At 72.0% G+C, this 22,319-nt stretch carries 23 protein-coding genes and 1 pseudogene; 15 read left to right on the forward strand and 9 right to left on the reverse strand.

What is annotated here, in order from left to right; all coding sequences use genetic code 11:
- Nucleotides 1-22 precede the first annotated feature (22 nt).
- Nucleotides 23-1,177 carry a hypothetical protein gene (locus tag ACPXBU_RS08140; protein WP_425757494.1) on the reverse strand — a complete coding sequence of 385 codons (1,155 nt, stop codon included), beginning with the start codon at nt 1,175-1,177 and terminating at the stop codon, nt 23-25.
- 138 nt (nt 1,178-1,315) lie between these two features.
- Here ACPXBU_RS08140 and ACPXBU_RS08145 point away from each other — a divergent pair, with 138 nt between their 5' ends.
- Nucleotides 1,316-2,068, forward strand: coding sequence for a TIGR03089 family protein (locus ACPXBU_RS08145; protein WP_425757496.1), 753 nt, complete (start codon nt 1,316-1,318; stop codon nt 2,066-2,068).
- Nucleotides 2,069-2,267: 199 nt separating this feature from the next.
- Entirely contained in the window at nt 2,268-2,990 is a 723-nt protein-coding gene (locus ACPXBU_RS08150) for a hypothetical protein (protein ID WP_425757498.1), read from the forward strand.
- Between the two features lie 190 nt (nt 2,991-3,180).
- Here ACPXBU_RS08150 and ACPXBU_RS08155 read toward each other — a convergent pair whose 3' ends face one another.
- Nucleotides 3,181-3,552: a DUF4267 domain-containing protein gene (locus tag ACPXBU_RS08155; RefSeq protein WP_425757500.1), complete on the reverse strand. Its 372-nt coding sequence runs from the start codon at nt 3,550-3,552 to the stop codon at nt 3,181-3,183.
- Between the two features lie 88 nt (nt 3,553-3,640).
- On the opposite strand from ACPXBU_RS08155, the gene ACPXBU_RS08160 reads away from it, so the two are divergent.
- Nucleotides 3,641-4,213: a TetR/AcrR family transcriptional regulator gene (locus ACPXBU_RS08160; RefSeq protein ID WP_425757502.1), complete on the forward strand. Its 573-nt coding sequence runs from the start codon at nt 3,641-3,643 to the stop codon at nt 4,211-4,213.
- A gap of 85 nt (nt 4,214-4,298) precedes the next feature.
- On the opposite strand, the gene ACPXBU_RS08165 is transcribed toward ACPXBU_RS08160, so the two are convergent.
- Entirely contained in the window at nt 4,299-4,550 is a 252-nt protein-coding gene (locus tag ACPXBU_RS08165) for a hypothetical protein (protein WP_425757504.1), read from the reverse strand.
- Between the two features lie 455 nt (nt 4,551-5,005).
- Here ACPXBU_RS08165 and ACPXBU_RS08170 point away from each other — a divergent pair, with 455 nt between their 5' ends.
- Nucleotides 5,006-5,233: a winged helix-turn-helix domain-containing protein gene (locus tag ACPXBU_RS08170; RefSeq protein ID WP_425757505.1), complete on the forward strand. Its 228-nt coding sequence runs from the start codon at nt 5,006-5,008 to the stop codon at nt 5,231-5,233.
- A gap of 270 nt (nt 5,234-5,503) precedes the next feature.
- Here ACPXBU_RS08170 and ACPXBU_RS08175 read toward each other — a convergent pair whose 3' ends face one another.
- Nucleotides 5,504-7,183, reverse strand: coding sequence for a DNA repair helicase XPB (locus ACPXBU_RS08175; RefSeq protein WP_393365807.1), 1,680 nt, complete (start codon nt 7,181-7,183; stop codon nt 5,504-5,506).
- Nucleotides 7,184-7,355: 172 nt separating this feature from the next.
- Here ACPXBU_RS08175 and ACPXBU_RS08180 point away from each other — a divergent pair, with 172 nt between their 5' ends.
- Both ACPXBU_RS08180 and ACPXBU_RS08185 read left to right on the forward strand, forming a co-directional pair.
- The gene (locus ACPXBU_RS08180) at nt 7,356-8,243 is read left to right on the forward strand and encodes a L,D-transpeptidase family protein (RefSeq protein WP_425757508.1); all 888 of its coding nucleotides are present in this window, start codon (nt 7,356-7,358) and stop codon (nt 8,241-8,243) included.
- Nucleotides 8,244-8,340: 97 nt separating this feature from the next.
- Nucleotides 8,341-8,577, forward strand: a complete 237-nt coding sequence (locus ACPXBU_RS08185; RefSeq protein ID WP_393365811.1) for a hypothetical protein — start codon at nt 8,341-8,343, stop codon at nt 8,575-8,577.
- A gap of 27 nt (nt 8,578-8,604) precedes the next feature.
- Here the strand turns inward: ACPXBU_RS08185 and ACPXBU_RS08190 are convergent, their stop codons facing one another.
- On the reverse strand, nt 8,605-11,091 hold the full coding sequence (locus ACPXBU_RS08190) for a helicase-associated domain-containing protein (protein WP_425757510.1): 2,487 nt from the start codon (nt 11,089-11,091) through the stop codon (nt 8,605-8,607).
- 84 nt (nt 11,092-11,175) lie between these two features.
- On the opposite strand from ACPXBU_RS08190, the gene ACPXBU_RS08195 reads away from it, so the two are divergent.
- Together ACPXBU_RS08195 and ACPXBU_RS08200 are read left to right on the forward strand one after the other, a co-directional pair.
- Nucleotides 11,176-11,799, forward strand: a complete 624-nt coding sequence (locus tag ACPXBU_RS08195) for an HAD family hydrolase (RefSeq protein ID WP_393365815.1) — start codon at nt 11,176-11,178, stop codon at nt 11,797-11,799.
- A 27-nt stretch (nt 11,800-11,826) separates the two neighbouring features.
- Nucleotides 11,827-12,213, forward strand: coding sequence for a cold-shock protein (locus ACPXBU_RS08200; RefSeq protein ID WP_074316242.1), 387 nt, complete (start codon nt 11,827-11,829; stop codon nt 12,211-12,213).
- On the opposite strand, the gene ACPXBU_RS08205 is transcribed toward ACPXBU_RS08200, so the two are convergent.
- The gene (locus ACPXBU_RS08205) at nt 12,174-13,022 is read right to left on the reverse strand and encodes a 1,4-dihydroxy-6-naphthoate synthase (protein WP_393365816.1); all 849 of its coding nucleotides are present in this window, start codon (nt 13,020-13,022) and stop codon (nt 12,174-12,176) included. The genes ACPXBU_RS08200 and ACPXBU_RS08205 overlap by 40 nt on opposite strands.
- 444 nt (nt 13,023-13,466) lie before the next feature.
- Here ACPXBU_RS08205 and ACPXBU_RS08210 point away from each other — a divergent pair, with 444 nt between their 5' ends.
- The gene (locus ACPXBU_RS08210) at nt 13,467-14,333 is read left to right on the forward strand and encodes a helix-turn-helix domain-containing protein (protein ID WP_425757513.1); all 867 of its coding nucleotides are present in this window, start codon (nt 13,467-13,469) and stop codon (nt 14,331-14,333) included.
- On the opposite strand, the gene ACPXBU_RS08215 is transcribed toward ACPXBU_RS08210, so the two are convergent.
- The gene (locus ACPXBU_RS08215; protein ID WP_393365820.1) at nt 14,320-14,985 is read right to left on the reverse strand and encodes a futalosine hydrolase; all 666 of its coding nucleotides are present in this window, start codon (nt 14,983-14,985) and stop codon (nt 14,320-14,322) included. The genes ACPXBU_RS08210 and ACPXBU_RS08215 overlap by 14 nt on opposite strands.
- Nucleotides 14,982-16,598, reverse strand: a complete 1,617-nt coding sequence (locus tag ACPXBU_RS08220) for an MFS transporter (RefSeq protein ID WP_425757515.1) — start codon at nt 16,596-16,598, stop codon at nt 14,982-14,984. The genes ACPXBU_RS08215 and ACPXBU_RS08220 overlap by 4 nt, the downstream gene beginning before the upstream one ends.
- Here ACPXBU_RS08220 and ACPXBU_RS08225 point away from each other — a divergent pair.
- Nucleotides 16,597-17,526 (forward strand): DUF3027 domain-containing protein, encoded by a 930-nt coding sequence (locus ACPXBU_RS08225; protein ID WP_393365824.1) that lies wholly within the window; start codon nt 16,597-16,599, stop codon nt 17,524-17,526. The genes ACPXBU_RS08220 and ACPXBU_RS08225 overlap by 2 nt on opposite strands.
- 37 nt (nt 17,527-17,563) lie before the next feature.
- Here the strand turns inward: ACPXBU_RS08225 and ACPXBU_RS08230 are convergent, their stop codons facing one another.
- Nucleotides 17,564-17,809, reverse strand: a complete 246-nt coding sequence (locus ACPXBU_RS08230) for a DUF2530 domain-containing protein (protein ID WP_425757518.1) — start codon at nt 17,807-17,809, stop codon at nt 17,564-17,566.
- 88 nt (nt 17,810-17,897) lie between these two features.
- Here ACPXBU_RS08230 and ACPXBU_RS08235 point away from each other — a divergent pair, with 88 nt between their 5' ends.
- From ACPXBU_RS08235 to ACPXBU_RS08255, 5 genes and pseudogenes are all read left to right on the forward strand, one after another.
- Nucleotides 17,898-19,376: an NCS2 family permease gene (locus ACPXBU_RS08235; RefSeq protein ID WP_393367061.1), complete on the forward strand. Its 1,479-nt coding sequence runs from the start codon at nt 17,898-17,900 to the stop codon at nt 19,374-19,376.
- Nucleotides 19,377-19,491: 115 nt separating this feature from the next.
- Nucleotides 19,492-19,941 (forward strand): MarR family winged helix-turn-helix transcriptional regulator, encoded by a 450-nt coding sequence (locus ACPXBU_RS08240; protein WP_357251878.1) that lies wholly within the window; start codon nt 19,492-19,494, stop codon nt 19,939-19,941.
- 71 nt (nt 19,942-20,012) lie between these two features.
- Nucleotides 20,013-21,296, forward strand: a complete 1,284-nt coding sequence (locus ACPXBU_RS08245) for an MFS transporter (RefSeq protein ID WP_393365827.1) — start codon at nt 20,013-20,015, stop codon at nt 21,294-21,296.
- A gap of 95 nt (nt 21,297-21,391) precedes the next feature.
- Nucleotides 21,392-21,901, forward strand: coding sequence for a hypothetical protein (locus ACPXBU_RS08250; RefSeq protein WP_393365829.1), 510 nt, complete (start codon nt 21,392-21,394; stop codon nt 21,899-21,901).
- A 7-nt stretch (nt 21,902-21,908) separates the two neighbouring features.
- Nucleotides 21,909-21,986 (forward strand): annotated as a pseudogene (locus ACPXBU_RS08255) (RNA 2',3'-cyclic phosphodiesterase); the annotation flags it as partial.
- Nucleotides 21,987-22,319: the final 333 nt, after the last annotated feature.

Below are 22,319 nucleotides of genomic sequence, written 5' to 3' on the forward strand. Positions count from 1 at the left end.
GGCTGACAGTCGTGGGGGAGCGTCAGCTTGCGCCGACATGAACAGTCGGCGAAGCACGTCCCAGCCGCCACCAGGCACCCACGACCAGGGTGACCGTGACGACGGTGACCGCGATGTCGCCGGCCAGGGCCGCCGCCGGGCTCGCCGGGGAGTACGGCGGCACCACGTACGCGAACGCGGCGGCCATGACCAGGCCCGCGCTGCCGGCGACAAGTACGTGCCGCTGCCCCCAACCGCCGCGCGTCGACAGGTACGCGATGAGCCCTCCGGCGACGGCGGCGAGCGCAAGCGCGACGATCATCCCCGGCCAGCCGGGCGTCACGTCGGAGCCGAGGCGGACGAGGACGACGGGCAGGCCGACCCACAGCGGGTGCGGCGCCCGGCGGGTCCGGCGCGGGCGGGGGCGGCGCCAGCGCGGGAGCAGGGCCGTCGCGACGAGGGCAAGGACCAGCGACGCCGCGAAGGTCAGTTGGAGTGGGCTGGCCAGGAAGACCTTGTCCCCGCTGATGTTCGAGAAGATGAACAGGCTGCCGAGCAGGTAGACCAGACCGACGACGAGGAGACCGGTTCGGCCCAGCCAGGGCCGAAGGCGGCGGTCCGCCCCGAGGAACGACTCGATGAGGACGATCGGCGCGCAGATCGTCAGCACGATGTGGTTACCCACGTAGTCGAATGCCTGCCGGAGGCTGAAGTCGAGCCCCGGCACCAGCGTCGCCTCGGCGGCGGCCCGGGTGTCGGCGTACTGGGTGTCGTCCAGGAAGTCGGGGTTGAACAGCGACTGGTCGACAAGCCCGGCCTGGAGTACGCCGAACGCGGCGGCGAGCAGCACGATCGTCGGCCAGCCCGCGCCGAGGTGCCGGGCGGTCTCTCGGATGAGGATCGCCGCGCCGCCGTACATCGGACCCAGGAAGATCAGCACCGGGAGGAAGTCGTCGATGGCGAAGCCGCCCCACGAGCACTCCGCCGCCCACGGCGCGAGCAGCAGCAACGCGATCACGGGCAGGAGCCGCCGCCGCAGCGGCAACCGGCCGGTGGTGGCCGGGCGGTCGGTGGTGGCGGGGCGGTCAGTCCTGGCCGGGTGGTCAGCGCCGGCGGGGCGGTCAGCGCCGGCCTGTCGGTCGGTGGTGGCAGGGCGGTGGGTGGCGGGGCCTTCGGCGGGATCGGGTCCGGCGGGCACGGGCGCTCCTCGGCGTTTCGGGGCTCACCTGCACCGTGCGCCGGCCAGCCGGCCACTCGATACGGCCATCGGGCGACGATCGGCGCGACCAAAGTCGTTGCGTAGGGTGGGGTCGACGTCGACCCGGGGAGCGTGGAGATGCAGCCAACCGTCACGGACGAGCTGGCGGCCCAGCCCGTCGATGCCGAGCAGCCCCTGCTCAGTTACCGCGACGAGGCGACCGGCGAGCGTGTCGACCTGACCGCACAGCAGGTCGGTTCCTGGGCGGCGCGCAGCGCGAGCCTGCTGCGGGACGGCTGCGGTCTCGGCCCCGGCAGCCGCGTAGCGGTGCTACTGCCGCCGCACTGGCGTACCGCCGCGGTGTTGTTGGGCGCGTGGGCCTCGGGCCTGGCGGTGTCGTTCCGACCGCGCGCCACCGCGGGCCTGGCGGTGCTCGAACCCGGCGGCGACCGGCCGTTCGACGCGGTCCTGGTGACTCCGGAGCGGCAGGACGACTGGCTGGAGGACGTGCCGGACGCGCCACACCGCTATCTCGTCGGCACCGGCCCGGGGCGGTTGGCCGACGTGCCGCTGGGTTGGTTGGACTGGTCCGCCGAGGTGCTTCGCCACGGCGAGGCACCGCCCGACCACACCGCGATCCGGCCGTCGGACCCGGCCACCGCCGACGGCACCACCTACGGGCAGTGGGGCGCGATCGCCAAGGAGTACGCGAAGATGCTGGACCTGCGCGCCGGTGACCGTCTGCTGGTCGACGCCGCCGAGCACGAGGAGCCGTTGAAGTGGCTTCTCGCGCCCCTCTCGGCCGGCGCGTCAGTGGTGATCAGCGCGAACCTCGACCCGACACGGCGGGACGCGGTCGTCGCCGCCGAGCGGGTGACCCGGGTCCTCTGATCAACTCGGCTTTGGTGAAACCGGGGCATCAACCTGTCCGGGATGCCGCGACTTTCTGGAAGCCGAGTTGATCGGGGTGCGTCACCCGTCCGGTGGAGGCCGTCCGTTCCGCCCGCTCTCACGTTTCTCCCGCTCCTACGCTTCGCCGAAGGCACGCACGGTCAGTGCGCCGGCCACTGTGCACGTTGGCGGAGGGGACATGGCGTCGAGGCGTACCCGGCGGGCTCTGGTTTCGGCGGTAGCCGCCGGCCTGTTCGCCCTCGGCGTGGTCGCGCCCGGTCCGGCGGCGGCGCCGCTGCCCCGCGCGGCCCAGGCCGACGGCCCCACCGCCCCCGACCCACGCGACCCGCGCCCACCGCTGCTTCCCGCCGACTTCCAGGGCACCGGCCGGTACATCGTGCGGGACCTCGGCATCGACGTGCCGTTCAGCTGGCAGGGCCGGGACGGCAACAGCCAGATGACCGCCGGCGGCCCGGAACACCCGATCTGGTTCACCAACCTGATCTACGAGAACACGCTCTACACGCTCACCTACAAGTGGCCGAACATCCCGCTCTTCCCGCCCCGCGCGTGCAGCAAGGTGCCGGGGTTCTTCAACCGGCAGATCTTCAACGACAAACTGAAGACCGCGCGGTACGTGGGACCGGAGGTCCTGCAGGGTGCCCAGGACCGGCACGTCGACCACTGGCGGGTCGGCGTCGTCGGCGGTTCCACAGTGCCAGGGGAGTTCTTCCGGTTTCCGCTCGCGCTCGGCGACATCTACGTCGACCAGCGGGACCCGACCCGGTGGTGGCAGGTGTTGCAGTTCGGCCTACAGAACCTCTTCGACCCGGAGTTGGACGAGTGGTTCACGATGGACACCTTCGACCACCACCCCGGCGAGGTCACCCTCCCCGACCGCTGCCCACCCCCCACGTCGTAACGCGCCCGCGTCGCCCGCGTCCGGCGGCGTCGCCCGCGTCCGGCGGCGGGTGCTCCCGCGCCTTGATCGACTCGGCTTCCGTGAAACCGCGGCATCAACCTGCCCCGGTTGCCCCGACTTTCAGGAGGCCGAGTCGATCAAGGCGCGGTCCGGCCTGGTCCGGCCTGGTCCGGCCTGGTCCGGCCGGTGGCTACAGGGCGAACAGTAGGGCGGCGTCGAGGAGGACGACGAGGGCGGTGGCGAAGTGGATGCCGAAGGCTACGGCCTTTGTTCCGCCGATGCGGAGCACGATGACGGTGTCGCCCAGCGGGACGAGCGCGACGACCAGCATGAACCAGGCGACCGCGTCGGCGCTGGTGAAGGCGATCAGGGCGAGGCCGAGCAGCCCGTAGCTGAGATCGCGTACTCCCTTGACGGTGAGGTAGGCCCGATCTCCGTCCGGCCGGGCCGGTACGCCGTACCCGGCCGCCGACGCGGTGGGCACCAGCAGGAACCGCGCACCGATGAAGACGACGAAGAGGTTGAGCACGACGGCGAGCCCGTAGGCGAGGGGGGTCAACATGGTCCGCTCCAATTGCTAGCGCTGCTAGATGTAAGAGCGACGCTAGCAGAGCATCGACAGGATCGCTAGCGGTGCTAGAGTCGCTGTCATGTCGACGCAGGCACGCCGGGAGCGGGAACGGGCGGAACGGGAACGGGCCATCGTCGCCGCGGCCCGGGACCTGGCCCTGACGGAGGGCTGGGACGCGGTCACCACCCGGCGGCTCGCCGCCGAGATCGAGTACAGCCAGCCCGTCCTCTACAGCCACTTCAAGGGCAAGGACGCCATCATGGCGGCCGTCGCCGTCGAGGGCTTCGCCGAGCTGGCCACCACGCTCGCCTCGGCCCGCGCCTCGGCCGCCGATCCCCGGCAGGCGGTCGCCGACGTCGCGGCGGCGTACGTCGCGTTCGCCGAGCGGCGTCCCGCGCTCTACGACGCGATGTTCACCCTCGCCGTGGACCTGCCGTTCGCCAGTCAGAGCGTCCCGACCGACCTGGCCCGAGGCTTCGCCGAGCTGGCCGAGACGGTGCGCCCCGCCGCCGGGGACGACGACCTGGAGACGTTCACCGAGACGTTCTGGAGCGGTCTGCACGGTCTGGTCACGCTGATGCGCAGCGGCCGGCTCCGCCGTGCCGGCCACGAGCAGCGGCTGGCCGTGCTCGTGCGCGGCTTCTCCCGTTGAGCGTCACCGCCAGGATCGGTCGAGTCGGCACCGCTGGCCGCGCGCCGATGCCGCTGGCCGCGCGCCGCTGGCCGCCGGCTGCGTGTCAGCGCGGGCGTCGCGCGCAGCGCGCGGTGTGGTCGGTGGGCAGCCCACACCGCCCGCCGCCGGGCAGCGGTCGGTCACAGAACACCCAATGATGTACGCCCTGCTGGTCCTCCGCCGAGACGGTCACCCCGCCCGGTTCGACACGCGCGGTGAGTCGGACCAACACCCGAGCCGCGGTACGCGCGAAGATCCGCGCGCGCAGCAGGTCCGGCGCGGTGATCGGCAGGTGGATCACCCAGCGGTCGCTCATCGGAGGCGGCGGTTCGCCGACCGGACCGTCCGCGCCGCCGTGCGCTCTCGCATCGGACGTTCTTCGTCGCGGGGGCCCGGCTGACGGATCAGGTTGCGCACGGTGACTGCCCTTCGTCGGATGGATCGACGTACGGGGGCGGCCTCCGCCGGTTGCGTTCGGCGGAGACCGCCCCGCCCCGCGGCCGCTCCGGAGGTGCGGCAGCAGGCCGCGCTGGGGGAGCGCGGCGGGTGAGGGTCCCGGTGGCGATGCGAGACCGGTACGAGAGGCGCCAACCGACCGCAGCAGCACCGCATCACCGAGAGCGACGCTACCGATACCTCTCACCTCTGTCAACGCTCTCCTACCTGTCAAACCTCGCTAAGGCACTGGCTGCCGCATCGCACTCAGTTGTTGCCGCTCTTTCATCTGGTGCTCGATACTGGGCGGGCCAACCGACTGCAAGGGGCCACCAGGTGCCGATTCCGCCGACGATGGACGAGTTGATCAACGATCTGCTGAGCCGGATCAAGGCGGGCGAGTTCCAGCCCGGGTCGCAGATACCATCCACCCAGGAGTTGTCCGACCACTACGACGTCTCGGTGTCGACCATTCACCGGGCGGTGGCGAGGCTGCGTGGCGACGGTGTGCTGGTGGGTCGTCCAGGTCGCGGCGTCTTCGTCGCCGAGTCCCGCCGGCGTTGATCAGCTATACCGGCAGGACTCGCGGCGCGTGAGTTCGCGACGCGGGAGCTTCCGCCCGGCGGGTGTCTACGTGCCACCGCGTGCCGTGACCAGGGCATCGGCGAGCATCGTCCAGTCGGCTGGCTCGGCTGGCTCGGCTGGCTCGGCTGGGCATCGATCGACTCGGCTTTCGTGAAGTCGGGGCATCAACCTGCCCTGGACGCCCCGACTTCCTGCAAACCGAGTCGATCACGGCCGCCGGGAGCCGGCCGCGGGCCGCCGGGTGGCGGGTCAGTCGATGGACGGCAGCGACGGGCCGAGGACGTCGTCGGCGTCGACGATCGTGTACGCGTAGCCCTGCTCGGCGAGGAAGCGCTGCCGGTGCGCCGCGTACTCCGTGTCGATCGTGTCCCGGGACACCACCGTATAGAAGTGCGCCTGCCGCCCGTCGGCCTTCGGCCGGAGCACCCGCCCCAACCGCTGCGCCTCCTCCTGCCGCGACCCGAACGTCCCCGACACCTGGATCGCCACCGCCGCCTCGGGCAGGTCGATGGAGAAGTTGCCCACCTTGGAGATCACCAGGGTGCGGATCTCACCGGTGCGGAACGCGTCGAACAGCCGCTCGCGCTCCTTGTTCGTCGTCGAACCCTGGATGATCGGCGCGTCGAGGTATTCGCCGAGCTGGTGCAGTTGGTCGATGTACGCCCCGATCACCAGCACCTGGTCGTCCGGGTGCCGGTCCACGAGCGCCTTTACCACCGGCAGCTTCGTGCGGGCGGTCGCCGCCATCCGGTAGCGCTCCTCGGCCTCCGCCGTCGCGTACGACATCCGCTCCGCGTCGGTCAGGGTCACCCGGACCTCGGTGCACTCGGCCGGGGCGATCCAGCCCTGCGACTCGATGTCCTTCCACGGCGCGTCGTACCGCTTCGGGCCGATCAGGCTGAACACGTCACCCTCGCGGCCGTCCTCGCGTACCAACGTCGCCGTCAGGCCCAGCCGGCGGCGGGCCTGGAGGTCCGCGGTGAACCGGAAGATCGGCGCGGGCAGCAGGTGCACCTCGTCGTAGACGACCAGACCCCAGTCGCGGGCCCCGAACAGGTCCAGGTGGGTGAACGCGCCGCCGCGCCGCGAGGTGAGCACCTGGTACGTCGCGATGGTGACCGGGCGGATCTCCTTGCGCTCGCCCGAGTACTCCCCGATCTCCTCCTCGGTCAGCGACGTGCGGGCGATCAGCTCCCGCTTCCACTGCCGGCCGGCGACCGTGTTGGTGACCAGGATCAGCGTGGTCGCCTTCGCCTCGGCCATCGCCGCCGCGCCGACCAGGGTCTTGCCGGCGCCGCACGGCAGCACCACCACACCCGACCCGCCGGCCCAGAACGCCTCGACGGCCTCCCGCTGGTACGACCGCAGCGTCCACGGCTTGCGCCCGTCCTTGCCGGCCTCGGCCAGCTCGATCGGGTGCGCCTCACCGTCCACGTAGCCGGCCAGGTCCTCCGCCGGCCAGCCCAGCTTGAGCAGCGCCTGCTTGAGCCGGCCACGCTCGGACGGGTGCACCCGGATCGTGTCGTCGTCGATCTTGTCGCCGAGCATCCCGGCGAGCTTCTTGCTCTTGGCCACCTCGATCAGCACCAGCCGGTCCAGCGCGCGCAGCACCAGCCCGTACGCGGGGTCGTTGGCGAGTTGGAGCCGCCCGTACCGGTCCATCGTGTCGGCCACGTCCACGAGCAGCGCGTGCGGCACCGGGTAGCGGGAGTACTTGAGCAGCGAGTCGACCACGCCCTCCGCGTCGTGCCCCGCCGCCCGGGCGTTCCACAGGCCCAGCGGGGTCAGCCGGTAGGTGTGCACGTGCTCCGGTGAGCGCTCCAGCTCCGCGAACGGCGCGATCGCCATCCGGCAGGCCTGCGCGTCGGGGTGGTCGATCTCCAGCAGCAGCGTCTTGTCCGACTGCACGATCAGTGGTCCACCGCTCACGCCAGCGTCCTCTCCTCGGTTGGCCGTCCGGCTGGAACGGGTCGCATACCCGCCGCTGGCCGACCATCCAGTGTTGCACGATGTGGGATCTCCGAAGAAAGATGCTCACCGGCCGCAACCGTGACGGCACTCACGAACGTCTAGTAATGGGACGATGGTTGGGGAGGTTCGAGTGCGACGTGTCCGAATCACTTCCCGACTGGTCGCCCTGGTGGTGGTTGTGCTGGTCGGCGCCGGTGCGTGCGCGTTCGATCCGCAGTCCGGTGGGAGTGGTGGCGGGGGAGCCGCCCCAGCCGGTGCGGCGGAACAGGCAACGGGGGCGAGCGCCACGCCCGGCCCGGACCAGCGCGGCCGGCCGACACCGGCCGCACCCACCCCCACGCCGAAGGCGACCCGGCCCCCGGCGCCGAAACCCACCCGGAGCGCGACGCCGAAGCCGACCACCACCGCCCGTGCGCCGACGGTCGCCGGCTGCCCCCAGGGGCAGCACCAGCGTGAGGTGGAGACCTACCTGGCCCGACTGGGTGGGTTCGGGGCCGTGACCGTGGACGGGCGGCAGTCCGCCGCCGACTGCGCCGCGATCAAGAAGTTCCAGAAGAGGTACGGCATTCGCCCCGTCGAGGGTCGCGCCGGACCAACCACCCTCGACGTGGCCCAGCGCCTCGCCACCACCGACCCGGCCCGGTGCAGGGCCGGCACGGGCACCACGTTCTGCGTCGACCTGACCCGGCAGACCGTCTGGGCGGTCCGTGGCGGCAAGGTGATCATGCCGCCGACGGTGACCCGCACCGGCATGGCCGGCTACCGCACCCCGGCCGGCACGTTCACCGTCAACTTCCGCAACCCCAAGGAGTGGTCCGACCCGTACGAGGTGTGGCTGCCGTACTGGCAACACTTCACCCAGGGCATGGGCTTTCACGAAACCACCACCTACCTGCACGACACGTCGATCGGCTCGCACGGCTGCGTCAACCTGCTGCACGCCGACGCGGTCCGGATGTGGGAGCTGGGCAGGGTCGGCACCCGGGTGGTGCTGATCGGCCGCCGCCCCGGCACCTGACCGACACCCGGCGAATCACGGGGTTAACCCCCTGTCCGACAGGTCCTTCGAGTGTCACGCTGGGAGGCCAGGGCCGGACCGGGCGGGGAGGCTGGGCATGACGGTCGACCGTGAGGTGATCCCGGAGCACGACCACCCACCACCCGACGAGGTGTCCCGCGCGACAGTGATCGCCTACGCCGTCGCCGCGACGCTCCTGGTCGGGTGGTTCCTCTTCGGCTGGCTGGTGCTGCGCCAGGGCTTCGTCGACTCGGTCGGGGAGTCCGCCGGCGCCGGCTTCGCGCTGCTGCTGATCATCTCGGTGGTCGGCACCTTCCGCCGCAGCCGCCGCTGACCGGCCAGCCACACGACGTCGCCCGGCTCAGTCCGCCAGCACCGCCGCGGTGATCCGGTGCAGCGCGAACGTGTGCAGCATCTCGGTCCGTTCGTCCTCGGCGCGTAGGTAGCCGGCACCGATCGAGACCGGTTTGACCAACCGGGACGCGGTCGCCCCGTGTGCGTCGACGTAACCGACCCAGACCAGCGCCTTGTCGCGGACCGCCTGCTGGAGCACCGCCAGGGCCTCGCTGTGGGTGTGCGCCGGCACCGGGCCGCCGCCCAGCCCCGCCGCCCCGCCCCGCACCACCGCCGGCGCCCGCCGGGCCGCCCGCGCCGCCGCGTCACCCCGCCGGATGTGCTCCACCACCCCGAGCAGCCGGGGCATGGGCAGCTTCGGGGTGGCCAGCGGATCGAGTGTCCGGGTGGTCACCGACACCCGGGCCGGGGCCCGCCGGATCCGTGGGCGGGTCAGCACGGTGCCACCGGTGCCGTCCTCCTGCACCGGGGCGAACCCGGCGTCGCGCAGCGCGCCCAGCAACCGACCGACCTGGTACGGCGTACACAGCACCGTCGGCGCGAGCCGGCGCAGTGCCAGCGACTCCAACCGGCGGTCGGCCAGCACCTCACTGATCAGAGTCTCGTCGTCGCTGCGCAGGTACGCCCCGGCCAGCCCCACCCGCAGCCCGCCGTGCTTACGCGCCACGTCGTCCACCAGGTAGGTGAGCCCCTGCGGCACCGGGGTACGCGACCGTCGCCGGAACACGTCGTGCAGGTCGTCGGCCGTGTAGCCCGAATCCAGCGCACGCCGCACGCTCGCCGTGGTGACCCGGTGCACGCTGGCCCCGCCAGCCGATTCGAGTTCGGTCATCGCCTCCAACTCGGCGGCGAGCGCAGGCTCGGGTGGGCCGGGCACCACGACTGTCAGGTCGGCCTGCACCAGGAAGTGGTCGACCGGAGCGGGCAGCAACGCGTCCAGGGCTCGGGCGGCACTCGACGGGTCACCGCTCTCCACGTCGGCGTGCACGCCCAGCGGGTCGTCGCCGCCCCGCTCGTCGGCCGACGTCAGGTCACCCAGCAGCATCCGCCCGTACGAGGTGAGCGCCCCCAGCCCGGTCACGCCGAGCTGCGCCGCCTCGGCCAGCACCTCCCGGTGGGCGGCGTCCCGGCCCCGGCTGCGCCGTGGCGCCCGCCAGTCCAACAGGTTCTGCACCTCTTCCGGGGTGGGCGCGGTCGCCGGTTCCAGGTCGGCGAGCACAGCGAGCACCGCCCGCCGGGTGGCCGGCGCGCTGGCCCGTTCCGCCTCGGCGGAGAGCGCGGTGATGGGCCGGTCTCGGTCGTCGCGGCGGCCGACAAGCCCCACCTGCCGGCTCATGGTCAGCCAGGCGCGGGCGAGCTGCTCCCACCGTTGGGCCAGCGAGGCGGCCCGCCACACCTCGTACCCTCCGGTCGGCAGCACCTGCTGGTCCGCCCCGTACCGGCTGGTGGTCGCGCCGGGCATCTCCAGCTCGCCCGCGAGCCCCGCCGCGTACGCCACCTCGAGCAGCAGCGCGGTCGTCGACTCGTCCAACCCGGCGGTACGCGCCAACCGACGCAGGTCCCGGACACCGATGCCGCCCGAGCGCAGCACCGGCGCGGGCTCCTCGGCGAGTTGCTCCAGCAGCCCCTCGGTGTGTCGGACCACCTCCATCGTCTGCCCGGCGCCGGCCGAGTCGACGGCCTTGGGCTCCCGCGGCGCGGCGGCCACCGGCGGCGGGCTGGTGCGCAGCGGCCCGAGCGGTCCGCTGTCGCGGCGCAGCAGCAGCCCGACCTCGCGGGGCAGCTCCACCGTGCCGCTGGCCGTCGACGAGCCGGTCGTCACGGGGACCAGGAGCCGGTTGTCGACGAGCCAGCGCACCGGGGAACCGGTCGGCGCGCCACCGTTCGTCGGGTCGGCGAGCACCGGGTCCTCCGCGCCGAGCGGCGGCGCCTGCAGAGCGCCCGGCGGCACGCTGCCCACCGGCGGGCCGGCCGCCAGCCGGTCGAGGATCGCCCGGGCCGAGGGCGGGGCGGCGAGCAGCGTCCGTCGTAGTTTCGCCGGGTCCGCGCAGAGCGCGGCCGTGCGCGGGTCCAGCTCCGCCGCCGGCCGGCCGAGCCCGGCGGGGTACGGGGAGACCTCGTCGACGGCGGGCACCACGTGCAGCGCGTGCTCCGGGCCGTACAGCAGGAAGAGCGCGCGCAGCCGGCCCACGGCGGCTCGGACGGCCGTCGGAGCGGGTGGGTGCGGCCCGGCGGTCGCCAGGGCGAGGACGGCGTCGGTGGCCGTGGTGTCGTCGTCCGGGTTCCGGGTGAGGCGGGCAGCGTCGAGGATCTGTTGGGTGAACTGGTCCAGCCCGTCCAGCGCGCGGGCCACCGACACCCGGGACTGGGCCCGGATGGACAGGGCGGAGATGTCGGCCGGCACGGGCACGACGAGGTCGGGCCGCAGCTGGAGGAGCGCGGCCAGTGACTCGTCGGGCAGCGACCGTAGGTGGTCGGCGAGTGAGGTGGTCATCGTCTTTCCACGCTAGCCCGGCAGTGGGCTCTCGCGCCCCTCGGACGTCCGGCCGACCGGGGGTCGCCGGGTAGGTTTCTCGACATGCCCGCACTGACCGTCGGATTCGACCTCGACATGACCCTGGTGGATTCCCGCCCCGGCATCGCCGCGGCCTATCGGGCGCTGACGGCGAGGACCGGCGTGCCGGTGGACGCCGAGCTGGCGGTGTCGCGACTCGGGCCGCCGCTGCGTACCGAGATCGCGCACTGGTTCCCGCCGGAGCAGATCGAGTCGGCCGTGCGGGTGTACCGCGAGCTGTACCCGGCGTACGCCATCACCCCGTCTGTCCTGTTGCCGGGCGCGCGGGAGGCCATCGACGCGATCCGGGCCCGGGGTGGCCGTGTGCTTGTCGTCACGTCGAAGATCGGCCGGTTGGCCCGACTGCACCTGGACCACCTCGGCCTCAGGGTGGACGAGTTGGCCGGTGACCTGTTCGCCGAGCAGAAGGCGACGGCCCTACGGGAGCACGACGCGACCCACTATGTCGGTGACCACGTGGCGGACATGGTCGCGGCGGCGACCGCCGGGGTGCCCGGCATCGGTGTCGCGACCGGCCCGTGCTCCCGCGATGAGCTGCGCGCCGCCGGGGCGGAGGCGGTGTTGGGCGATCTCACCGAATTCCCGGCGGCGCTCGACGGCATGATCCAGCTAGCCTTGGAGCAGTAGCGGCTCAAGTGAAGCAGGGGTTTTCAGGTGCCTACGGGTCGAGTGAAGTGGTACGACACGGCCAAGGGATATGGCTTCGTCACCAGTGACGAGGGCGGCGACGTGTTCCTGCCCAAGGGTGCGCTGCCGGCGGGTGTCACCGACCTCAAGGGGGGCCAGCGGGTCGACTTCAGCGTGGTGGACAGTCGCCGGGGCGCGCAGGCCATGGGAGTCAAGCTGTTGGACGCGCCGCCGTCGATGGCGGAGTTGCGTCGTCGGCCGGCCGAGGAGCTGCACGGCCTCGTCGAGGACATGATCAAGGTGCTGGAGGCGAAGGTCCAGCCGGACCTGCGCCGCGGTCGGTACCCGGACAAGAAGGCGGCGCAGAAGATCGCTCAGCTCGTCCACGCGGTCGCGCGCGAGCTGGAGGTCTGAGGCACCAGGCCGGCGGTGGCGGCTCGATCGAGCAGTGCCGCCACCGCGGCGAAACCGGCCTCGCCCAGGTCCGCCGTGAACTCGTTGACGTAGAGGCCGATGTGCCGGTCCACCACGTCGAGTTCCATCTCCTGGGCGTGCGCCAGCACGTACTCCCGGCTGGCCGCCGGGTCCGCCCAGGCCTGCCGGACCGACTCGCGGATCCAGCCGGCCGCGGCCTCCGGGTCCACCGCGCCGCGTCGGGCCAGGATCGCGCCGAGGGGGATGGGCAGCCCGGTGTCGGCCTCCCACCACTCGCCGAGGTCGACAAGGGCGGTCAGGCCGTGCCGGTGGTAGGTGAACCGGGCCTCGTGGATGACCAGCCCCGCGTCGTAGCGGCCGGCCGCGACGCCCGGCATGATCTCGTGGAACGGGACCACTTCGATCCGGGCCGGTGGCCGTCCGGCCGACCAGAGGCGGAACAGCAGGTAGGCGGTGGTCCGATCGCCCGGCACCGCCACCGTGGCACCGGTCAGGTCGGTGCGGTCCGGCCCGCCGTCGCGATCGCTGCGGGTGAGCACCAGCGGGCCGCAGCCGCGACCGAGCGCGCCGCCGCAGGGCAGCAGGTGGTAGTCGTCGAGCAGCCAGGGCAGCGCCGCGAAGCTCACCTTCACCAGGTCGAACGCGCCCCGCTCGGCCGCCGTGTTGGTGACGTCCACGTCGGCGTACGTCACCTCGACCGGCGGAGCGCCGGGCACCCGCCCGTGTACCAGAGCGTCGAAGACGAACGTGTCGTTGGGACAGGGCGAGATCGCCAGAGAGAGCGCCACGCCCCTCACGGTAGCCCCGCCCCTCGCCACTCGGTCGCCGCGGTCCGGCGCCTGTGATCTGCCGGGCACTCGCCGCGGTCCGGCGCTTGTGATCTGCCGGGCACTCGCCGTCTGTCCCGGCGGCCGATTGTCTGCGGGTCGTCGGGGCTCGGTGGTCACCTCTGCTCCCTGTAGAGCTGCCCCGTCTGTGGGGCGCGCCGGCGTCCGCAAGGTGCCGTGCTGTGGCCGTGCCCTGGCGTGGCGTGCCGTGCGTGGCGTGCCGTGGCGGTGGCCGTGCCGTGCCGTGACGTGCCGGCGAGGTTCACCACGCTTGCCCCACTGGCGGGGCAGCTCTACAGGCGCTGACAAAGGGATGTACACAGCGGCAGAGACGCTGTCCACAGGGTTATCCACAGGCGGGCTGATGCTGTTGACGGCGCGAGCTGAGCGGAAAACCATGGACGGGTGGCTGCCGACAAGGGTGCGATCGACGTGGGGGCAACCCTGCGGGATCTTCGTCGACGTGCCGACTTGAGCCAGCGCGAGTTGGCCGAGCAGTCTGGGATCCCGAAGAGCACGTTGGCGCGCATCGAGGCTGGGCAGGGTGCCGGCCCGGCATTCCGCACGGTGGAGCGGCTGGTCCGCGCGGCCGGCGGTGAGCTCGTGCTCAAACTCCCCGACGCCCCCTCCGCCGCGGCGGTTGACGAGTCACCGCAGGCGCCCGACCGCGAGCTGCGGGACGAGTTGCGGGACGAGTTGCGGGACGAGGCCGGCCGCCGCTACCCAGCACACCTCGACGTCCGTCGAGTCCTGACCCTGAAGGACTGGCCCGGTGCCTGGTGGGTGCACTCCTACACCCTCCCGCAGCGCTTGTGGCCGGTCCGCGTCCCGGAGCTGACCTACGACCTCGATCGGGCGCGACGTGACACGCGGCGGTTGCGGGAGCAGGCGCGGGCCCAGGTGCGGGTTCGGCGCGCGTTCGAAGGGCTGCCGGCAACGTCGTGGCACTTTCTCGCCGAGCTGCCCGGGGCCGGGCCGGTCGGTGAGCTGAGGGCCCATGAGCGGAGCGTGGATCTCCTCCTCGGTGAGGATTGGGGCGACCGGCGTGAGTTGGTGCTGGAAGGCGTTGTCGTTGTTCCCGGCCTGCGGACCCTGGGCATCGCGCGTCAGCTGATCGAGCTGCTGGCCAGCGAGATGGCAGTCGCTGACATCCGGACCGTCCACGCGATAGCCGACGGTGGCAACGTGCTCTTTCTGCTCGCCTGCGGATTCGAAGTACAGGCGGGTCGGCCGTCGGCGCTCACCCTCGAAGTCCGTCCTACGCGGCCGTAGTTGAGCGCAGCGCCGGGGCCGCCGCCGTGAGGGCGGTGAGGGCTTCGCGCAGCCGCCAGGCGTCGCGATCACGGGGGCCGATCGGGTTGGAGATGGTCCGCAGCTCGGCGAAGGGCACGCCGGCCTGCGCCGCGGCGACCGCCACGCCGTACCCCTCCATGGCCTCGGCTACTGCCTCCGGATGCCTGCGGCGCAGCTCTGCCGTGCTGGCGGCGGTGCCGGTGACCGTGCTGACCGTGAGCACCGGGCCGGCCGTGGCCGCCGGGAGGGCGGCCCGCAGTGCCGCCAGCAGGACCGGATCCGCTCGCACCACGCTGCCGGCACCGAGCAGCGCGAGTGGCATGCCCAGGTCGTCGACGGGGATGAACCCGTCCGGTGACTCGGCGCCCAGGTCGGCGGCGATGCTGGCGGTGCCGAGCACCGTGTCGCCGACCTCGGCCCGGCCGGTGAAGCCGCCGGCCACGCCGGCGCTGACCACCGCGCCGTACGGCCGTCCGGCGGCCTCGGCAAGCACCAGCAGGCGTGCGGTGGCGGCAGCGGCGACGGCGGGACCCACACCGACCGGGGCGACGGTCACGGTCGGGTCGGTCAGCCCGGAACGGACCGCGTCCGCCTCGGCTGGCACCGCCGTCACGACAAGCAGGCCGGTCACGAGAGTGAGCCGGGGGATTCGCGGCGGGTCTCCTCGTCGGCGCCGCCACCCGGGCCGCCGACAGCGGAGGACGGCCGGTAGATGTGGTAGCCCGGCGGGGTCGGGTCCGGAGCCTCGTACGGCGGGGAGCTGCTCTGCGCCGGTGCCGGCGAGGTGGGCGCGGAGGCCGCGGGCGCGTCCGCCGGCTCGTCCACGGACAGCTCGTCCTCGGTCAGCTCGTCGTCGCCGAGCGGCCGGCCGGCAAGCCTCTCGCCGCGCAGCCGGGCCGCGACGAGCACACCCCGGACGGCGGCCAGGATGCCCACCCCGGCGGCCACCGCGATGCCCATCCGACCGTCGAACGGCACCAGCCCGAGCCCGCCGCCGGCGACGAAGGCGAGCATCAGCGCCGTCTCGGAGTGGGCGAAGGAACTCGCTCGCAGCCGTTCCGGGATGCGCTCCTGGATCGAGGCGTCCACGGCCAGCTTCGAAATTCCGCTGACCAGCGCCGCGACCAGGCAGAGCAGGGCGACCATCACCAGCGAGAACTGGATGACGGTGAGCACCCCCACGCCCGCCACGATGATCATGCTGCTGGACTGGATGGCTGTCGGTCGGTGGATGCGCAGCCGGGTGCCGACGGCGGTGGCCAGGAAGGTGCCGACCGCGAGCGCCCCGCCGACCAGCCCCAACGCCCACTCGGCGCCCAATTCCCGGCCGAACGCCACGGTGGTCAGGTCGCCCTTCTTGATCGCGAAGGCGAGGAAGAGCAGCAGGAAGCCGTACACCGCGCGTAGCGTCGCGGCGCCGATCAGGGTGGCGATCACCAGTCGGCCGGCGGGCCGCCCCCGACCCAGCGGCCGGTCGCCACGGCGTCGGCCCAGCGCGCGCAGCGGCCGGGGGACCCGCTCCGGTGGCTCCGAGTCGGCCTTCGGTGGCAATCGCAGCGAGATCACCATGCCGATCAGGAAGATCACCGACGCGACGCGCAGCGGCCACTGCGGGCCGAACCAGAACGCGGCCAACCCGATCGGCGCCACCAGCGCGCCCGCGACGGTGCCGTAGACGCTGGCGCGGGCACCCACCTGGGAGAGGCCGAGCCCCTCCGGCAACAGCCGGGGCACCGCCGCCGACCGGGCCACACCGTACGCCCGGGACAGGGCGAGCACCCCGAACGCGGCCGGATAGAGCCCGAAGCCGTGGATGTAGTCGGAGATCAACCAGGCCAGGAAGGCGCGGCCGAGCATCGTGGCCGCCAGGGCGTAGCGCCGGCCGTGCCGGAAATGGTCCAGCAGCGGGCCCACCACGGGGGCGAGCATGGCGAACGGCACCATCGTCACCAGCAGGTAGAGCGCGACCTTGCTGCGGGCCTCGCCCAGTGGGACGTTGAAGAAGATCGTCCCGGCCAGGCCGATGGCGATCAGCGTGTCACCGGCACAGGAGACCGCGTGCAGGTCGAACAGGCGAACCATGCCGACCTCGCCGCCCGCACCCCGGGCCCGGGCCCGACCGGCCCGCCGGGTCACCCAGCGGCCGCTGCCCACCGAACCCCGAAACAGCAGGCGAATGGCGCGAATGCCGGTGCCGACGGTGCGCCCGAGGACGGATCGCCCGGAGCGGGAGTACGACGGCATGTGCACCATCCTCGCCCATCCGATCCGGGTACGCCGCACCACCGCGGGGAAAGGTTCCCCGGGAGTCACTGTCACCCCTGCGGGGCGCATGGGGAACAATGGAGAGGTGACAAGGCCCGCCACCACCCGTGCCGCCCGTCTCGACCAGGTCTGTGCCGCTGCCGTCGAGGTGGCCCGCGCTGGCATCACCGAGGTGGACGCCGACGACGTCGGCGACCACCTGCAGGTCGTGGCCGAGGGCGAACGCCTGGTCACCCACTACTTCGAGTGCCTCCTCGCCGGCTATCGCGGCTGGCGGTGGGCGGTCACCGTCACCCGGGTGTCGCGCAGCAAGATGGTGACCATCTGCGAGACGGTGTTGCTGCCGGGCCCGGACGCGCTGCTCGCGCCCGGTTGGCTGCCCTGGCAGGAGCGGCTCAAGCCCGGCGATCTGGGCCCGGGTGATCTGCTGCCCACCGCGCCGGACGACGATCGACTGGTGCCCGGTTACCTGCTCTCCGACGACCCGGCGGTCGAGGAGACCGCGTGGGAGTTGGGCCTCGGGCGGGCACGCGTGCTCTCCCGGGAGGGTCGCATCGAGGCGGCGCAGCGCTGGTATGACGGCGACCACGGCCCCGCCGCGCCCATCTCCACCGCCGCCCCGGCCGCCGCCCGCTGCGGCACCTGCGGGTTCTACCTGCCGCTGGCTGGCGCGATGCGGCAGGCGTTCGGGGCCTGTGGCAACTTCTACGCGCCGGACGACGGCCGGGTGGTGAGTGCCGACCACGGTTGCGGCGCCCACTCCGAGACCCTCATCGAGGCGGCCGAGACCGCTGTCGAAGAGCTACCGACGGTGTACGACGACAGCGCGGTCGAGGCCATGTCGGTCAGTCGCGCACCGGGCTCGGTGGAGGCGGCCGAGCCGGCGGAGCCGTACGGGCACTCCTGACCGTGCGCGCCGGGGTGGTCCCGGCGCGATGGCCAGGTCAGCTCGCGCGGCGGCGGCGGCGGTTGGCGTCGTGCCGCAGCATCACGGCGAGGCCCGGGAAGCCCCACAGGAAACCGGCGAGGCAGGTCCAGAGCCAGTTCTGATGACCGTGGTCGGTCAGCCAGCCCCGGAAGAAGACCAGCAGGACCAGCCCGACCACCGCCCAGGCGACCAACCCGGCGAGAGCGAACGGCACCATCGGCGGGTCCAGTGGTGCCGGCCGCGGCGGCTGCTCGTTCGGCATTCGGCAAGCGTACGCGATCCACTTCCCCTGCCCGCCGGTGATCTGGGACGATGCGCGCGACAACCGGAAGATCACCTGCGAGGACCTGATGGCAGTAGCGCCGCCCGAGACCGGCACACCTCCCAACCCCGCTCACCCGCGTAACAGCTTCGACCGGTTCTTCGAGATCTCCGCCCGTGGCTCGACGGTGGGCCGTGAGGTACGCGGCGGCCTGGCGACCTTCTTCACGATGGCGTACATCGTGGTGCTCAACCCGCTGATTCTGGGCGGTGCCGTCGACGGTGACGGCAAGACCCTGCCGATTGCCGCACTGGCTGCCGGGACCGCGTTGGTCGCCGGCCTGATGACCATCCTGATGGGTGTGGTCGGCCGGTTCCCGCTGGCGCTCGCCGCCGGCCTGGGTGTGAACGCGCTCATCGCGTACGAGATCGCCCCCGAGATGACCTGGGCCGATGCGATGGGCCTGGTGGTGATCGAAGGTGTGATCATCGCGGTGTTGGTGCTGACCGGTCTGCGGACCGCGGTGTTCCGTTCGGTGCCGACGCAGATGAAGACCGCGATCGGGGTCGGTATCGGTCTGTTCCTGACCATCATCGGTCTGGTGGACGCCGGCTTCGTCCGGCGGCTTCCGGACGCCGCGAACACCACGGTCCCGGTCGGCCTGGGCATCGGCGGCAAGCTGCTGAGCTGGCCGCTGCTGGTCTTCGTGGTGGGTCTGCTGATCACCCTGGTGCTCGTGGTGCGCCGGGTGCGGGGCGCGATCCTGATCGGCATCCTCGCCTCCACCGTGCTTGCGGTGATCGTGGAGGCGATCGGCAACATCGGCCCGTCGTTCGTGGACGGAAAGCCCAACCCGAAGGGCTGGGCGCTGAACGTGCCGGAGTTGCCGAAGACGGTCGTCGACCTGCCGGACCTGTCGCTGCTCGGCAAGTTCAACGTGCTCGACTCGTGGGGGCGGGCCGGCTGGCTGGTCGTGCTGATGTTCGTCTTCACGCTGCTGATCACCGACTTCTTCGACACCATGGGCACGATGGTGGCGGTGGGCCAGGAGGGCGGCATGCTCGACGAGCAGGGCACCCCGCCGCGGGCCAAGGAGATCCTGCTCGTCGACTCGATCGCCGCGGCGGCCGGCGGTGCGGCCAGCACGTCCAGCAACACGTCGTACATCGAGAGTGCCGCAGGTGTCGCGGAGGGCGCGCGGACCGGCGTGGCCAACCTGGTCACCGGGACGCTCTTCCTGCTGGCGATGTTCGTCGCGCCGCTCGTGGTGGTCGTGCCGTTCGAGGCGGCCTCGACGGCCCTGGTGGTGGTCGGTTTCCTGATGATGACGGCGGTCCGGACGATCGACTGGTCGGACTACGAGATCGCCATCCCGGCGTTCCTCACGATCGTGCTGATGCCGTTCACCTACTCCATCTCCAACGGGATCGGTGCCGGCCTGATCACCTTCGTGGTGCTCAAACTGGCACGGGGTAAGGCCCGGGAGGTCCACCCGTTGCTGTACGGGGTGGCCGCGCTGTTCGTGCTGTACTTCCTGCGTGGGCCGATCGAGACGCTCGTGCTCTGACCCGCGTCCGGGCGGGGAGTCGAACAGGATTCCCCGCCCGGAACAGCACGAACCTCCTCGTGAGCCTGGTCATAACCGATGTCGTTAGCCATGCTCATTAGTTAAGCTAACTACTGTGACGGAGCGGACGGTGACGGCGAAACGCGTGCCACCGGCGCAACTGGCTCCCCAGTTGCGTGATGCGATCACTCGACTCAACCGGCGGGTCCGCCAGGCCCGACCGGTCGGCGACCTCACGGTCACCCAGGTCTCCGCGCTCACCAGCCTGCGGCTGGCGGGTGCGATGACCCCTCGGGAACTGGCCGACGTCGAGCGGGTGCAGCCACCGACGATGACCAAGATCGTCGGAAAGTTGGAGGACCGCGGCCTCGTGCGGCGGACACCCCATCCGACCGACGGTCGGCAGGTCATCCTCGCGGCGACCGAGGGAGGGCACGCCGTGCTCGACCAGTTCGAGCGGGCCCGCGACGAGTGGCTGGCCCACCGGCTGGCCGCGCTCGACGAGGACGAACGGGAGACCCTGCAGAGGGCCGCCGAGATTCTCCAGCAGCTCGCTCGCGCCTGAGCCGCACACTGCCCCACCGGGCCGTGCCGTCACCTGTCGATGACGCGTACGTCCAAGGAGGCGCACCAAGAGTGCAGGCCAAGCTGAGCACGATGTTCCAGTCCCTACAGGTTCGCAACTACCGGCTCTTCGCATCCGGGCAGCTGATCAAGTTGATCGGCGTCTGGATGATGTTCATCGCCCAGGACTGGCTCGTCCTCGACCTCTCCAACAATTCGGCCACCGCGCTCGGCGTGGTCACCGCCTGCCAGTTCACCCCGGTGCTGCTGCTCACCCTGCTCTCCGGCCGGCTGGCCGACCGGTACGACAAGCGGGTGCTGCTCTTCGCCGCCAACGCGTTCTGGAGCCTGCTGGCGCTCGGCATGTCCCTGCTGGTCCTCACCGACCTGGTGCAGCTCTGGCACGTCTTCGCCTTCGCTGCGCTGCTCGGCACGGCCAACGCCGTGGAGACCCCGGTCCGCCAGGCCTTCGTCTCCGAACTCGTCGGCACACCCCTGCTGCCCAACGCGCTGTCGCTCAACGCCGCCGTGTTCAACTCGGCCCGGATCGTCGGCCCGGCCGTCGCCGGCCTGGCCATCGCCGCGTTCAACGTCGGCCCGGTCTTCCTCTTCACCGCCGTCAGCTCCATCGCCCCCCTGGTCAACGTCGTCCGGATGCGAACGGCCGACCTGCACCGCGACGCCCTGCTGCCGCGCGACGAGCGGGCGTCCGCACGGGTCATCGACGGACTGCGGTACGTGTGGCGTCGACCCGACCTGCTGTTGCCGATGGCGGTCATGTCGGTGATCGGCATGTCGCTCTTCAACTTCCAGCTCACCCTGGCCGCGCTGGCGAAGACGGTCTTCCACACCGGTGCCGCCTCCTTCGGCCTGTTCAGCACGGCGCTGGCCGTCGGCGCGCTCGGCGGCGCCCTCAGCGGCACCGGCCGACGCAGTCGTCCGTCCGTCTGGCTGGTGCTCGGCGCCGCGATCGCCTGTGCCAGCTTCGGCACCCTGGTCGGCCTCGCGTCGGTGTACTGGCTGGTCGTGGTGCTGCTGGTGCCGACCGGCTTCTTCATGGTCTTCTTCGCGCAGGCCGCCAACCAGCGGGTTCAGCTGGGCGTGGACGCGGCCTTCCGGGGTCGGGTGATGTCCCTGTGGGTGCTTGTCTTCCTGGGCACCAATCCGGTCGGCGCGCCGCTCATCGGCTGGGTCGCGGAGCACTTCGGCGCCGGTGCCAGCATCTGGATGGGTGCGTTGATCTCACTGGCCGCCGCGCTGATCGCCCTCACCTGGCAGCTGCGCCGCTCCGGGGCCCGGCTGCGCTTCCGGGTGCTCCCGATGCCCCGCTTCTACGTGACCTCGGCCGACTGCTGAGGTTTACCGCCGCCCGGACCGCGTCTCGTTGAGCGGATCGTGCGGATGCGGCCAAATCGCTGGCGAGTCGGCACGACTGGGCTTAGCGTCGATGCGTGGGAGTCGGACGCGCGCTGATGCTGGCCTTGGCGTTCCTTGCCGTCGCCAGCCTGCCGGCGGCATTCGCCCTGCTCTTCTGCTATGACGAGATCCTCGACCGGGTCGTCTGCGGCTGGTCCGAGTGGCGGGAGCGCAGCCGGGAGAAGCGCACCATCGCCCGCCTGGACCGGGCCGTCGAGGCCGACGCGCTGACCCGGGACATCGACCTCAGCGATTTCGACAGGGTCGACCGTCGGCCCCTGGAGCAGCTCGCCGCCGACCTGCGCCGCCTCGGCGGCCAGCGCCTCGGCGGCAGCGGTCGGTCGATGGTCTGGCACGGCGCGCTCCTACAGGCGTACGACGACCGGCTCCGACTGGCCTGCCGCGCCCTCGGCATCACCGAACACCTCGCCGAGTTGTCCGGCGTCGACCAGGAAATCGAGCGGGTCCGGGTGGAGGGTGTGCTGCACGCGGCCGGGCTGGCCCTGCCCGCGGCCCGAGCCGGGCACTGGCAACGGCACCGCTGAGCGTCGGTTGCGGCTCTTCGTCGCGGTCCACCCGCCCTCCGAGTCGGTCGACCACCTCGGCGCGCAGGTCGCGCGGCTACGCGTGCGCGCGGTGACTCCCGGGGCTCGCGCTACGACCGGCTCGCCGCTCTGACCCGGCGCCGTCGGCGGAACGAGCCGCGCCGGCACCTGCGCCCAAGGCCTGTTTCATAAGAACTGGCCGGCCTGCGGCGGGCCCGGACGACGACCGGCGGCGTTGCGGTTTCGCCCGGATACAACATCGGTATCCGAACGAAACCGCGCCTTGCCGTATCGCCGCCCGGACTCCGCCTCGGCTCGACCGCCCTTATGAAAAAGGCCTTAGAGCGCGTTTCACTTTGCTGTCAGTCGGGTGTGTTGAAGGTGAGGCGTTGTTGGCGGGTGGCGGGTTGGCCTCGGG

Source organism: Micromonospora sp. DT231, from assembly GCF_049847025.1.
GTDB lineage: Bacteria > Actinomycetota > Actinomycetes > Mycobacteriales > Micromonosporaceae > Micromonospora.

What these genes read in the sequence shown, in the direction of transcription:
- ACPXBU_RS08195 (WP_393365815.1), top strand. Translation starts at nt 11,176, where the DNA reads ATGCCCGCACTGACCGTCGGATTCGACCTCGACATGACCCTGGTGGAT.
- ACPXBU_RS08150 (WP_425757498.1), top strand. Translation starts at nt 2,268, where the DNA reads ATGGCGTCGAGGCGTACCCGGCGGGCTCTGGTTTCGGCGGTAGCCGCC.
- ACPXBU_RS08160 (WP_425757502.1), top strand. Translation starts at nt 3,641, where the DNA reads ATGTCGACGCAGGCACGCCGGGAGCGGGAACGGGCGGAACGGGAACGG.
- ACPXBU_RS08185 (WP_393365811.1), top strand. Translation starts at nt 8,341, where the DNA reads ATGACGGTCGACCGTGAGGTGATCCCGGAGCACGACCACCCACCACCC.
- ACPXBU_RS08190 (WP_425757510.1), bottom strand. Translation starts at nt 11,091, where the DNA reads ATGACCACCTCACTCGCCGACCACCTACGGTCGCTGCCCGACGAGTCA.
- ACPXBU_RS08155 (WP_425757500.1), bottom strand. Translation starts at nt 3,552, where the DNA reads ATGTTGACCCCCCTCGCCTACGGGCTCGCCGTCGTGCTCAACCTCTTC.
- ACPXBU_RS08145 (WP_425757496.1), top strand. Translation starts at nt 1,316, where the DNA reads ATGCAGCCAACCGTCACGGACGAGCTGGCGGCCCAGCCCGTCGATGCC.
- ACPXBU_RS08165 (WP_425757504.1), bottom strand. Translation starts at nt 4,550, where the DNA reads ATGAGCGACCGCTGGGTGATCCACCTGCCGATCACCGCGCCGGACCTG.
- ACPXBU_RS08225 (WP_393365824.1), top strand. Translation starts at nt 16,597, where the DNA reads ATGTGCACCATCCTCGCCCATCCGATCCGGGTACGCCGCACCACCGCG.
- ACPXBU_RS08230 (WP_425757518.1), bottom strand. Translation starts at nt 17,809, where the DNA reads ATGCCGAACGAGCAGCCGCCGCGGCCGGCACCACTGGACCCGCCGATG.
- ACPXBU_RS08220 (WP_425757515.1), bottom strand. Translation starts at nt 16,598, where the DNA reads ATGCCGTCGTACTCCCGCTCCGGGCGATCCGTCCTCGGGCGCACCGTC.
- ACPXBU_RS08235 (WP_393367061.1), top strand. Translation starts at nt 17,898, where the DNA reads ATGGCAGTAGCGCCGCCCGAGACCGGCACACCTCCCAACCCCGCTCAC.